Genomic DNA, 12337 nt, shown 5'->3' on the forward strand with positions numbered 1-12337 from the left:
AACTCGCACCGGGCCGGCAGGCGCGCGACCGCGAGGGGTCAGGCCGCGGGTAGGCGCAGGGTGGCCAGGACGGATCGGTGGTCGCTGCCGGGCAGGTCGAACACCGCCACGTCGTCGGCTGCGATGCGGCGGTCGACGAGCACGTGGTCGATCGTGACCGGGGGGATGAGGTCACCGTCGTACGGGCCCCACGTGCCGGTCAGCCCCGTGCCGGTGGCGTCGGCGGCGTCGACGTAACCGGTGCGCAGCAGCGCCCGCAGCGGCCCGTGGTCCAGGGTGGAGTTGAAGTCCCCGGCGAGGATCCGCAGGCCGCCGTCCGGGGTGGCCGGTGGCTGGGCGACCAGGTCGGCGCGCCACGCGCCGACCTGGTCCAGCGCGTACGGCGCCGCGGGGTGGGCCGACTCGACCCGGACCGGGGGCCCGCCGGGGACGGCAAGCGTGCCGTACGCCTGGCTGAACCCCCAGCCACCGCGGTTGTCGCGAATGCCGACCTCGCCGATCGGCCAGCGCGAGTAGAGCCCGGAGCCGGGCGTGCCGTCCTGCGCGTTGAGCTGCCGGTAGGGCAGCAGCCGGTCCAGGCCGGCCCGGTCCAGGCCAGCCTGCGCGTCCGGCGTGAACTCCTGCACGGTGAGCACGTCGACCTTGTGCGCGCGGACCAGTTCGACGAGCGTCGACGCGTCGGCGGCGCCGGCGAGCAGGTTGGCCGTGAGCAGACGGATCGTCGGGCCGGTCACCGTCGGCTGTGGCTGGGCCAGCGCCCGGGGCACGACCACACCGAGCAGCGCCACCGCGGCCAGGGCCGCGACCGCCGCCGGCCACCAGCGCCGCAGGGCGAGCGTGAGGGCGAGGGCCAGCACGCTCCAGCCGGCGACGTACGGGGTGAAGGCGAGCGCCTGCACGAGCGGCCCCCGGTCCAGCCCGACCAGCCGCACGGTGGCCCAGGCGGCGGTCGGCCCCACGGCCACCCAGCAGAGCGCCGTGCCGATCGGGACTCGACGGCGGGCCGGTGCGGGCGGGGCTTCGACGATCATGGCGTCAGCCTAGCCGGAAACGGCGCAGCCTATTTTCATGAATGGTAAGGCGCTCACCTTTCACAATTACCTGACGCCTGTGCGACAGGCCGGTAATGCGAGATCAACTATTGACCTGCGGCTTTTTGCGGTGCTACGTTCCACGTGTTAAAACGACGCAACGCTGAGTAGTAACAGCAGCTCAGACCGGATGCAGATCAACGAGAAATCACTTTCCCGACTGCGGGTGAGGGAGCTTCAACCGGTTCTCGTGTCGTCGTCGATCCCATTATTGGTAGTCATCCGTCCCGCCCCGCGGGTCGGCCGAATTCGCACGGTCACACAAGGGGGACCTGTCATGAGTACATCCTTCCGACGTAAGGCGACAGCGGTCACGTTCGCTGTCCTGGCGCTCACCCTGGCCGGTGGGGGGATCGCCATCGCCCAGCCGTCGGCGAAGGCGCCGCAGGCGGCCAACCAGCCGACGGCGCGCGGCACGGACACCCAGCCGCCGGTCACGGCCGAGTCGGCCCGTATGGCGAAGGCCGCGCTGAAGTCGGGCGCCGCCACCACGCTGGTGGCCACGACCGCCTTCACCGTCGTCAACTCCAACGGCACCAAGGCCCGCGGCACGGGCACGGTGCTCAAGTACGGCCCCGGAGAGTACGAGGTGCAGTTCGGCTACACCGTCTCCGCCGGCGCCTTCCTGGCCACCATCTCCCGGTCCGACTCCTGCTGCATCCCACCTGCCGGCGAGATCTCGGTCGCCCCGCGGCTGAGCACGCCCAACGCGGTCTTCATCCAGACCCGCAACTCGGCCGGAACGCCTTCCGACCGAGGATTCACCCTGCTCACCCACACCCCCTGACCGAACCGACCGGAACGGCCCCCGTGCCTCGTGCGCGGGGGCCGTGCCCGTGCCCGTCGGCTTCTGCCGTCAGCGCGGCGGTCGTCCCTGCTTCGACCCACTCGTACCGGTGACACCCTTCCGGGCGACTCATCCCCGTCCGGTGCGCAACCGACCCGTCCGGCGCTCACAATCCGACGTTTGCCGAGGCCCCGCCCCGGGAAGCAAGCACCGTGACGGACATCTCGGACACCCTGGCCAGCCTGCCCACCTCGGTCGATCCCGAGCCGAGCGGCGTCGAGCTGGAACAGACCCTCTTCGAGGTCAAACGCGTGATCGTCGGGCAGGATCGGCTCGTCGAACGTCTGCTCACCGCACTGATCGCCAACGGGCACTGCCTGTTGGAGGGCGTGCCCGGCGTGGCCAAGACCCTGGCGGCGCAGACCCTCGCCACAGTGGTCGGCGGCACCTTCTCCCGGATCCAGTTCACCCCGGACCTGGTACCCAGCGACATCGTCGGCACCCGGATCTACCGGGCCTCCAAGGAGACCTTCGACATCGAGCTGGGCCCGATCATGGCCAACCTCGTGCTCGCCGACGAGATCAACCGGGCACCGGCCAAGGTCCAGTCGGCGCTGCTGGAGGCGATGGCCGAACGGCAGGTCTCCATCGGCGGGCGCAGCTGGCCGGTACCGACGCCGTTCCTGGTGCTTGCCACCCAGAACCCCATCGAGTCCGAGGGGGTCTACCAGCTCCCCGAGGCGCAGCGCGACCGGTTCCTCATGAAGGTGGTCGTCGACTATCCCAGCGACGCCGACGAGCTGGCCATCCTCTACCGGATGAGCACCGACCGGCCCAGCGCGCGCCAGGTGCTCGACCCACAACGGCTGCGACACCTGCAGCTACACGCCGAGCGGATCTTCGTCCACCACGCACTGGCCGAATACGTGGTCCGGCTCATCCTCGCCACCCGGGACCCGGGCCGGTTCGGGCTGGCCGAGATCGCGCCGCTGCTGGCGTACGGCGCGAGCCCGCGGGCGACCCTCGGCCTGGTCGCCGCCGCCCGCGCGCAGGCGCTGCTGCGGGGACGGGAGTACGTGCTGCCCGAGGACGTCCGGGAGCTGGCGGTGGACGTCCTCTCCCACCGGTTGGTGCTCTCCTTCGACGCCGTTGCCGACGGGGTGTCGGCCGAGAGCCTGGTCCGGCGGCTCGTGGAGGCGGTGCCGCCACCCCGGGTGGCCACCGGGCACCTTCAGCACACCCCCGACCTGGCGGCGGCGTGAGACGCGCCGGCCGTACCTCGGTGGCCACGCCGCCCGACCCGGGCCTGGCCGAGCTGACAGCCGACCAGCGCCTGCGCCGACTGGAACTGACAGTCACCAGGCGACTCAACGGTCTGCTGCACGGCCAGTACCGTGGCCTGCTGCCCGGGCCGGGAAGCGAACCCGCCGGCAGCCGCGAGTACCGGCCGGGGGAGGACGAGGTCCGCCGGATGGACTGGGCAGTGACCGCCCGGACCGCCGTGCCACACGTCCGACAGGTCGACGCCGACCGGGAACTGACCACCTGGGTGCTCGTCGACTCCAGCGCCAGCATGGACTTCGGCACCGCAGAGCTGGACAAGCGGGAGCTGGCGGTGGCCGCGGTGGCGGCGGTGGGCTTCCTGACCGCAGGCATCGGCAACCGGTTGGGCGCCCAGGTGCTGCGCGCCGACGGGGTACGGCGCTTTCCCGCCCGTAGCGGGCGTACCCATCTGCTCGGTCTGCTCCGCGCGCTGCTGACCGCGCCGCGCGCGACCGAGCCCGACGACCGGTCGCGGCCGGCGACCGGGCAGGCGGTCGCGGCGGCCGAGTTGGCGGACGGGCTCGACGCGGTGCACCGGGTCGCCAACCAGCGCGGACTGGTCGTCGTGGTCTCCGACTTCCTCGACGGCCTGCCCGACGACCCCGACGAGCCGCCCCCGTGGGAGCGGACCCTGCGCCGGCTGTCGGCCCGCCACCAGGTGTTGGCGATCGAGGTGACCGACCCGCGTGAGCTGGAGCTGCCCGACGTCGGTCTGATCACGCTCGTCGACCCGGAGACCGGCCGCCGCCGCGAGGTGTGCACATCGGACCGCCGCCTGCGGGAGCGCTACGCCGCGGCCGCCGCCGTCCAGCGTGACCAGGTCCGCCAGGCGTTGCGCCGGAGCGCGGCGACACACCTGGCGTTGCGCACCGACCGCGACTTCAGCGCCGACATCGTCCGACACGTGCACGCCCAGCGACGGCTGGCCGCCGCGCCGGCCGGAGCCGTCCGGGGAGGTGCCGCGTGAGCTGGGAGTCCCCGTTGCGGCTCTGGCTGCTGATCGGCGTGCTCGCGCTTGTCGGCGCGTACCTGGTGCTCCAGCGCCGCCGCAGCCGGTACGCCGTCCGCTTCACGAACCTGCGGCTGCTGGACCGGGTCGCACCCGTTCGCCCGGCCTGGCGCCGGCACGTCCCGGCCGGGCTGTTCCTGGCCATGCTGGCGCTGCTCGTGGTCGGCTTCGCCCGGCCCACCGCCGAGGTCCGGGTTCCCCGGGAGCGCGCCACAGTGATGGTGGCCGTCGACGTGTCCACCTCCATGCTCGCCACCGACGTGGAGCCGGACCGGCTGGCGGCCGCCAAGCAGGCGGCCCGACGTTTCGTCGAGGGCCTACCGGACGAGTTCAACGTGGGGCTTGTCGCGTTCGCCGGCAGTGCCGCCGTCCTGGTGCCGCCCGGCACCGACCGGGACGCTCTGGACGAGGGCATCGGTCGCCTCGCCGAAGGGGTGACCGGGGTGCAGGGCACCGCGATCGGTGAGGCCATCAACACCTCGCTCGGCGCGGTCAAGAGCCTGGACAGCGCGGCCGCCAAGGAGCCACCGCCGGCTCGGATCATCCTGCTCTCCGACGGGGCCAACACGTCGGGGATGGACCCGATGGAGGCGGCGGCCGAGGCGGTCGCGGTGAAGGTGCCGGTGCACGCGATCTCCTTCGGTACGCCGTCAGGGTTCGTGGACCGGGGCGGACGGCCGATCCAGGTGCCCGTCGACGGGCAGACCCTCAAGGCCGTCGCCGACGAGACCGGCGGCATGTTCCACGAGGCCAGCACCACCGACGAGTTGCGCGCCGTCTACGACGACATCGGCAGCTCGGTCGGCTACCGCACCGAACGGCAGGACGTCTCGGCCCGGTTCATCGGCCTCGGACTGGTGTTCGCGATGGGTGCCGCCGCCGGCTCGATGCGCTGGTTCTCCCGACTGCCCTGACCCAGAGCGCCGACGTCGACAGTGAGGAGTACGTATGGCAGTGCAGACCGGACTGGGCGAACCGCGCGGTCCCTGGTTCATCTCGCCGGAACTCGATCCGGACGGGCGCGGGTGGTGGGACGCGCCCGGCTCGGGCCGGGATCCCGGCGGGCGACGCCCCGGGCGGCTGCTGGCCGCCTTGGCGGTCGTGGCGGTCTCGGCCGTCTCGGGCGCCCTGGCCGGCGGCGTGGTGGCCAGCAGGGACGGCGGGGCCGGCCCGGCCGCGGCGTCGGCCGCACCGGTGCCGGCGGAGTTGGTCACCGCCGCCGAACGGACCGTGCCCGGTGTGGTGTCGGTGCTCGCCGGCGGCGCGAACGGCGCATCAGCCACCGGCTCCGGATTCGCCATCGACGACCAGCAGCACCTGGTCACCAACGACCACATTCTCGCCAAGGGCGGTGGCGGGCCGGTCACGGTGGAGCTGCCCGACGGCCGCCGGTACGAGGCCGAGGTGGTCGGCCGGGAACCACGTAGCGACCTTGCCGTGCTGAAGGTGCCACCGTCGGCCGGTCTCGCCCCGCTGCCGCTGGCCAAGCCGGGCGCCACCCGGGTCGGTGAGCCGGTGCTGGCGGTGGGCTCACCGTTGGGGCTGTCCGGGACGGTCACCGCGGGCATCGTCAGCGCGCTGGACCGCCAGGTGCGGTTGGGCAACAACAGGCACCGCGCGGTGCAGACGGATGCGTCGATCAACCCCGGCAACTCGGGTGGGCCGCTTGTCAACGCCCGAGGTGAGGTGGTCGGGGTGAACACGGCGATCGCCACCATCGACGGCAACGGGTCGATAGGCATCGGCTTCGCCATTCCCATCGACCAGGTGCAGCAGACCGCCGACACCATCATCGGAAAGGGTGGCTGAGCTGCCCGGACGGCCCTTCGGGCCGCCTGCACTGTCGGATATCCGGCCACACGCCGTCGAACCATGGAATTATTACGCTCGATATGAATACTGGCGGAGGTGGAGCGTCCTCTTCTCACGGTCCTCCTGCTGGTGGGCCTGGTCATCGGAATTGCGGTGGGGTCGGCGTACGCCCGGGCGCGACGCGGGTGGACCGACTACCAGACCGCGAAGAAGTCGGTGCCCGGCGCTCGCCGCGGCGCGTGGTTGCTGATCCGTGGGGTCGCGTTGAAGGCCGCGGTGATCGGGTTGCTGCTGTTCGGCGCCGTGGCGTACGCCGCCGTGGGCGGGGACGACAAGACCGCCGGGCCGACGCCCACCCCGTCGGTGACCGAGAGTGAGCCTCCGCGCCGGTGACCCTGGACAGGTCGTGGCGGGCTAGCCTCGGGGCGTGGACGACGGACTGCGGGTGACCGATCGGTGGGTCGTCCCCGCCGGGGAGCTGCGGGAGCGTTTCTCCCGCTCGTCCGGCCCGGGTGGGCAGGGCGTGAACACGGCCGACTCCCGGGTCGAGCTGAGCTACGACCTGGCCAACTCGCCGACCGTGCCCGAGTCGCTGCGGGCGCGGGCGCTGGCACGCCTCGCCAACCGCCTGGTGGACGGTGTGCTGACGATCGCCGCCAGCGAGCACCGGGCGCAGCTCGCCAACCGGGAGGCGGCCCGTGAACGGATGGTCGCGCTGTTGCGCGAGGCGGCCGCCCCGCCTCCGCCGCCGCGTCGGGCGACCAGGCCGTCCCGGGGCGCGAAGGAGCGCCGGCTGGCCGAGAAGAAGCGCCAGTCGCAGCGCAAACGCGACCGCCGCGTCGACGGCGAGTAGTCCTCTTCCCCGAGCCGTGTCGGTGACCTCTGCGACTGTCGAGTGACAGAATCTGGAATCTGTCAGTCGATCGGTGTACGGTCGATGGGAACCCCAGGTGAGAGGAAAGACCCCATGAACACCCGCACCCTCGGCACCACCGGCCCCACCGTCTCCGCGCTCGGGCTCGGCCTGATGGGCATGTCGGACCTCTACGGCCCCGCCGACGAGGCCGAGAGCATCGCCACCATCCACGCCGCGCTGGACGCCGGCATCACCCTGCTCGACACGGGCGACTTCTACGGTATGGGTCACAACGAGATGCTGCTGCGCGACGCGCTGCGCGGCCGCAACCGGGACAACGCCGTGATCAGCGTGAAGTTCGGCGCGCTGCGCGACGTCGACGGCGGTTGGAACGGCAACGACGTCCGACCCGTCGCGATCAAGAACTTCCTGGCGTACACGCTGCGCCGGCTCGGCACCGACCACGTCGACGTCTACCGCCCCGCCCGGCTCGCGCCGGACGTGCCGGTGGAGGAGGTCGTCGGCACCCTGGCCGAGCTGGTCAAGGCGGGCCACGTCCGGCACATCGGCCTCTCCGAGGTGAGCGCCGAGACGCTGCGCCGGGCACACGCGGTGCATCCCATCAGCGACCTCCAGATCGAGTACTCGCTGATCTCCCGCGCCCCCGAGGCCGAGATCCTGCCGACGGCCCGTGAGCTGGGCGTCGGGATCACCGCGTACGGGGTGCTCTCCCGAGGGCTGATCAGCGGCCACTGGACGGCCGGGCGGGAGACCACAGGCACCGACTTCCGCAGCCACCTGCCACGCTTCGCCGGTGCGAACCTGGACCGCAACCTCGCCCTGGTCGACGCGCTGCGCGCCATCGCCGAGGCGCGCGGCGTCACCGTGGCGCAGATCGCCATCGCCTGGGTGCTCGCCCGGGGCGAGACCGTCGTACCCCTGATCGGCGCCCGCCGCCGGGACCGGCTCACCGAGGCCCTCGGTGCCGCCGCGGTCACGCTTACCGAGACGGACCTGGCCGCCATCGAGGCCGCGGTCCCGGCCGACGCGGTGGCCGGCAGCCGGTACGACGAGGCGCAGATGGCGTTCCTGGACAGCGAGCGGTCATGACGACCCGGTCGTGGCGCGACAGTCGACCGGGGGTCGCGCCACGACCGGCGGCGCGGTCAGGGAGGCTGGGACGATGAGCGACGCCACCGCCCTGACCGCCGACCGCATCCTCGACAGCGCCGAGGAGGTGCTACGCCGGTACGGCCCGGCGAAGGCCACCGTGCTGGACGTCGCCCGCGCGTTGGGCGTCAGCCACGGCAGCGTCTACCGGCACTTCGCCAGCAAGGCCGCCCTGCGCGAGGCGGTCGCCGAACGCTGGCTGGCCCGCGTCTCCACCCCGCTGATCGACGTCGCCAACGGCACCGACCCCGCCCCGCAGCGGCTGCGCCGATGGCTGGCCGAGTTGAGCGGCACCAAGCGGCGGATGGCCCGGGAGGACCCGGAGCTGTTCGACAACTTCCACCAGCTCGCCACGCTCTCCGAGGGGGCGGTCGCCAACCACCTGGAGGTCCTCGCCGGTCAGCTCAGCCTGATCGTCGCGGACGGGGTGGCCGCCGGCGAGTTCACAGTGCCCGACCCTGCGGTCGCCGGCCGCGCGCTGTTGCAGGCCACCGCGCGGTTCCACCACCCGTCGCACCGGACGGAGTGGAGCGAGCCCGGTCTGGACGACGATCTGGAAGCGGTGGTCGCGTTGCTCCTCGACGGCCTGCGCGCCCGTCCCACCGGCTGAAACCGGGCCGTCCCGGGTCAGGCGGGGACGGCGGCGAGCAGCCGGTCGCGGAGCACTGCCGCACGGTCGGCGAACCCGCGCTGCGCCGCGGCGTACTCCGCGCGACCCTCCGCGGTCTCCACACGCACCGGCGGGTAACCGAGAGCCGCGAGGTCGTACGGGCTGGCCCGCATGTCCAACGCGCGGATGTCGCGGGCCAGCTCGAAACAGTCCGCGACCAGCTCGGACGGCACCAGCGGCGACAGCTTGTACGCCCACTTGTAGAGATCCATGTTGGCGTGCAGGCAGCCCGGCTGCTCGTTCGCGTGCTGCGTCTCCCGCGTCAGCGTGAGCAGGTTCAACGGACGGGCCGGCGGCGTGAAGAACCGGAACGCGTCGAAGTGGCTGCACCGCACCCCGCGCTCCTCGACGACGGCAGCGGTCCGCTCCGGGTCCAGCCGCAACGGCCAGGCGTTGTGCCGAAGCTCCTCGCGGGTCTGCCGGTACACCATCGCCCACTCGTGCATCCCGAAGCAGCCGAAGTGCGCCGGCCGCCCCGCCGTGGCCGTCAACAGCGAACGGATCCACTCGATCGACTCGCCGCGTCGCCCGCGTACCGCCTCGGTGTCGACTGTGACCCCGGCGGTCGTGGCGCGGTAGTCCCGGCCGAACTCGGCCGGGTCCGCGTCGCGCAGCTCGACAGCCGCGCCCGGGTGCCAGCGGCGTAGCTGCGCCGGCCGGTGCGAGTAGTAGGTGAAGAGGAAGTCGGCCACCGGGTGCCGCTCGCCCCGGCGTCGTCGGGCCAGGTGCGGCGTCAGCCAGACATCCACCCGCTCCTCGTGGGCCCGGCGACGCTCCCGCCAGGCGGCCACGTCGAGCACTGCGGGAGCGAGGGCGGCGGTCACGGACCCCAGGGTACGACCGCCGCCCCGTCGCCGGTCAGGGCATCTGCACCCGGACGCCGGCGGAGAACACCCCGCTGCGCAGCTCCAGCTGCCGGGGCGGGTCCCGCCCGTCGACCGTGAACACCAGCGGGAGCACCGCCCGGCTGCCGGCTGCCACCGGGTTGGCGAAGACGTCCCGGCCCAGGTTGGCCGCCCGGGTGGCGGGCTCGTCAGTGCTCACCCACCGGCCACCCGGCAGGTAGGCGCGTTGCAACTGGCCGTGCCACGGCTGCTCGGCCCCGGTGACGTTGCGCACACCCACGGTGGCCTGACAGCGCCGACCCCCGGCCGGTGCCGCGCCGGACCCGCCTGCCGCACCCGCGGCGCACGACATCCGGTAGACGGTGAACTCGAACGCGGACTCCCGCAGCGGCACGCCCACCGGCCCGGAGACCCCGGTGCCCATCCACGCGCCGCTTGTCGGCTGCTTCTGGGTGTCGATCGACGACACCTGCCGGGTCGCCGTCCAGCCGGCCGTGCCGATCACGCCCGCCAGCACCACCACCGCCGCACCGACAAGCAGCCAGACGGGAGGCGTGCGCCGCCGTCGGCTCGGGCTCGGACTCGCCGCACGCGGGTAGATCGTTCCGCGTCCACCGTCAGGCGTTGCGCTGCTGGACAGGGCGGCGGCCGTCACCCGTCGTCCGCGCCGTCGCCGCCACACCCACGCCACGAGGGCGCTGAGCAGCACCAGGATGCCCAACCCGGCCAGCAGCACCGGATACCGCCGCCAGGGTGGCGCCTCGGTGATCTCGGCCGCCGGGGCGCCGCCCGCCTGCCAGGTGGCGCTGGCGCAGTCGTACGGCCGGGTGCCGTCACTTGTGAACGCGCAGGCCGGCGCGGTCAGCGGCTGGCCCGGCGCGGCCGCGGTCAGCGCGGTGCCCACCGTGGTGGTGCTGTGCGCGGGCAGCCGCAACCGCCAGGTCACCTCGGCCGTGGACCCGCCGGAGCTGCTGGATCGCCCGCCCCCGCTGATCGCGGTGGGCGACGACCCAGACGGCAACTCCTGGCGCACGGTGGTGTCGAGCGGTGAGTTACCCACGTTGCGGACGTGGATCCGGTACCGCGGCGCTGGACTGCTCTCCGTCGCGACCGCCACCGTGACGGGCGGTGGGGGCACGGACGCCGGTACCCGCGACGGCGGCGCCACCGCCGGTGGCGCCGAGGGCGGGGTGGGTTCCGCGCTCGCCGCGACGGGCGCCCGGGCGGCCACCGCCACCGCCGGCGGCGTGACCGCCGTCGGTCTGGGCGTGACCGCCGTCGGACTGGGCGTCGGCGCAGCTGGTGGTGGCGTGACGGCCACCGGTCGTGGCGCGGTCGCGGCTGGTTGTGGCGTGACGGCCGCCGGTCGTGGCGCGGTCGCCGCCTCCGGAGCCACCGCGGGCAGGGCCGGCGCGGCGGCGAGGATGCCGAGGCAGTGTACGAACACCGCGAGGGCTCTGTGGTGTCGTGTCGATGCAGGCATACGAACGAACCTCCGGAGCCGACGCTAGGGGCGTCCGCCCTCCGTGCGGGTACGAAGTCGGGAAGCCCGCCCCCGCCGACCCGAGCTGCGCTAGGGTGCCGCGACGTGACGGGTTGCGCACACTCGGCGGCCGGTTGTGGCCGGTGGCGGTGCCGGCGGGGCTAGATTGGCCCGGTGCGTATCGCTCGTTTCGCTCATGCCAAGGGAATGTCGTTCGGAGCCGTCGAGGGCGAACCGGAGGCCGGGCCGCAGGGCCTGACCATCGCCGAGATCGAGGGTCATCCGTTCGGCCAGCTCTCCTTCAGTGGGGCCCGCTGGGCCCTCTCCGACGTCCGGCTGCTCTCGCCGATCCTGCCCAGCAAGGTGGTCTGCGTGGGCCGCAACTACGCCGACCACGCCGCCGAGCTGGGCAACGAGGTGCCCAAGGAGCCGTTGCTCTTCCTCAAGCCGTCCACCTCGGTGATCGGTCCCCGCGACGCCATCCGGTTGCCGATCTTCTCCAAGCAGGTCGAGCACGAGGCGGAGCTGGCGGTGGTGATCGGCGCGCCGGGCGCGCGCCGGGCCGACCGGGCCGCCGCCGAGCGCGCCATCTTCGGCTACACCTGCGCCAACGACGTGACCGCCCGGGACCTCCAGCGCTCGGACGGGCAGTGGACCCGCGCCAAGGGCTTCGACTCGTTCTGCCCGATCGGCCCGTGGATCACCACCGGGCTGGACGTCTCCGACCTGGAGATCCGCTGTGAGGTGGGTCGCAACCCCGACGAGATGGAGGTACGCCAGCTCGGCCGGACGAAGGACATGGTCTTCGACGTGGCCGGCCTGGTGTCGTACATCTCGCACGTGATGACCCTGCTGCCCGGCGACGTGGTGCTCACCGGCACTCCGGCGGGGGTTAGCCCTCTCGTCGAGGGGGATACGGTCACCGTGCGGATCGAGGGCATCGGCGAGCTCAGCAACCCGGTGGTCCCCGTCGCCTGATCCGTCGGATGCCCCTGTTTCCGCAGCTCACGAGCGGTTCGGGGGGATCGGATTTGGCCTGTCGGCACCGGGAGGGTAATGTTCCTTCCCGGCGCCGCAAGGGGCCGATGGGGTATGGGGTAATTGGCAGCCCGACTGATTCTGGTTCAGTTAGTCTAGGTTCGAGTCCTGGTACCCCAGCGCAGCTGGAATTCGCGAGAGTTCCAGACGCTGGATTCTGACGGAGTTCGACTCCGCCCCTGAAGGGGGCGGAGAGTGGTCTCTGGTAGAGTGCAGCTCCTCCGCCTGTGAAGGTGGGGGAGCGAAAGTGGTT

Annotated in this window: 13 protein-coding genes and 1 tRNA gene; 11 read left to right on the forward strand and 3 right to left on the reverse strand. The window is 72.7% G+C overall.

The annotated features are described in order from the left end of the window. Positions 1-38: 38 nt before the first annotated feature. Complete coding sequence (locus tag ACLQ26_RS10020) at positions 39-1031, reverse strand: endonuclease/exonuclease/phosphatase family protein (protein ID WP_425744170.1); 993 nt, start codon at positions 1029-1031, stop codon at positions 39-41. Between the two features lie 337 nt (positions 1032-1368). On the opposite strand from ACLQ26_RS10020, the gene ACLQ26_RS10025 reads away from it, so the two are divergent. The 9 genes from ACLQ26_RS10025 to ACLQ26_RS10065 all read left to right on the forward strand — a co-directional run bounded on the left by ACLQ26_RS10025 (position 1369) and on the right by ACLQ26_RS10065 (position 8658). Beyond that, positions 1369-1878 (forward strand): hypothetical protein, encoded by a 510-nt coding sequence (locus ACLQ26_RS10025; protein WP_425744171.1) that lies wholly within the window; start codon positions 1369-1371, stop codon positions 1876-1878. A gap of 212 nt (positions 1879-2090) precedes the next feature. Continuing rightward, complete coding sequence (locus ACLQ26_RS10030) at positions 2091-3140, forward strand: AAA family ATPase (RefSeq protein ID WP_425744172.1); 1050 nt, start codon at positions 2091-2093, stop codon at positions 3138-3140. Then, a complete protein-coding gene (locus ACLQ26_RS10035) occupies positions 3137-4168 on the forward strand; it encodes a DUF58 domain-containing protein (RefSeq protein ID WP_425744173.1) in 1032 nt (343 codons plus the stop codon). Before ACLQ26_RS10030 ends, ACLQ26_RS10035 begins: the two co-directional genes overlap by 4 nt. Continuing rightward, positions 4165-5124 carry a VWA domain-containing protein gene (locus tag ACLQ26_RS10040; RefSeq protein WP_425744174.1) on the forward strand — a complete coding sequence of 320 codons (960 nt, stop codon included), beginning with the start codon at positions 4165-4167 and terminating at the stop codon, positions 5122-5124. The genes ACLQ26_RS10035 and ACLQ26_RS10040 overlap by 4 nt, the downstream gene beginning before the upstream one ends. Positions 5125-5158: 34 nt before the next feature. Next, positions 5159-6019 (forward strand): S1C family serine protease, encoded by an 861-nt coding sequence (locus ACLQ26_RS10045; RefSeq protein ID WP_425744175.1) that lies wholly within the window; start codon positions 5159-5161, stop codon positions 6017-6019. A 99-nt stretch (positions 6020-6118) separates the two neighbouring features. Beyond that, positions 6119-6415 carry a hypothetical protein gene (locus tag ACLQ26_RS10050; protein WP_425744176.1) on the forward strand — a complete coding sequence of 99 codons (297 nt, stop codon included), beginning with the start codon at positions 6119-6121 and terminating at the stop codon, positions 6413-6415. Between the two features lie 34 nt (positions 6416-6449). After that, entirely contained in the window at positions 6450-6875 is a 426-nt protein-coding gene (gene arfB, locus ACLQ26_RS10055; protein WP_425744177.1) for an alternative ribosome rescue aminoacyl-tRNA hydrolase ArfB, read from the forward strand. Between the two features lie 114 nt (positions 6876-6989). Next, a complete protein-coding gene (locus tag ACLQ26_RS10060; RefSeq protein WP_425744178.1) occupies positions 6990-7988 on the forward strand; it encodes an aldo/keto reductase in 999 nt (332 codons plus the stop codon). A gap of 73 nt (positions 7989-8061) precedes the next feature. Continuing rightward, positions 8062-8658 (forward strand): TetR family transcriptional regulator, encoded by a 597-nt coding sequence (locus ACLQ26_RS10065; RefSeq protein ID WP_425744179.1) that lies wholly within the window; start codon positions 8062-8064, stop codon positions 8656-8658. Positions 8659-8675: 17 nt separating this feature from the next. On the opposite strand, the gene ACLQ26_RS10070 is transcribed toward ACLQ26_RS10065, so the two are convergent. Together ACLQ26_RS10070 and ACLQ26_RS10075 are read right to left on the reverse strand one after the other, a co-directional pair. Further along, on the reverse strand, positions 8676-9542 hold the full coding sequence (locus ACLQ26_RS10070) for a 3-methyladenine DNA glycosylase (protein WP_425744180.1): 867 nt from the start codon (positions 9540-9542) through the stop codon (positions 8676-8678). A 34-nt stretch (positions 9543-9576) separates the two neighbouring features. Further along, positions 9577-11046, reverse strand: coding sequence for a hypothetical protein (locus ACLQ26_RS10075; protein ID WP_425744181.1), 1470 nt, complete (start codon positions 11044-11046; stop codon positions 9577-9579). A 174-nt stretch (positions 11047-11220) separates the two neighbouring features. On the opposite strand from ACLQ26_RS10075, the gene ACLQ26_RS10080 reads away from it, so the two are divergent. Together ACLQ26_RS10080 and ACLQ26_RS10085 are read left to right on the forward strand one after the other, a co-directional pair. Further along, positions 11221-12024, forward strand: a complete 804-nt coding sequence (locus tag ACLQ26_RS10080; protein ID WP_234591312.1) for a fumarylacetoacetate hydrolase family protein — start codon at positions 11221-11223, stop codon at positions 12022-12024. 108 nt (positions 12025-12132) lie between these two features. Next, positions 12133-12204, forward strand: a tRNA-Gln gene (locus ACLQ26_RS10085). Positions 12205-12337 lie beyond the last annotated feature (133 nt).

Origin of the sequence: Micromonospora sp. DT43 (genome assembly GCF_049841645.1) — a bacterium.
Lineage (GTDB): Bacteria > Actinomycetota > Actinomycetes > Mycobacteriales > Micromonosporaceae > Micromonospora.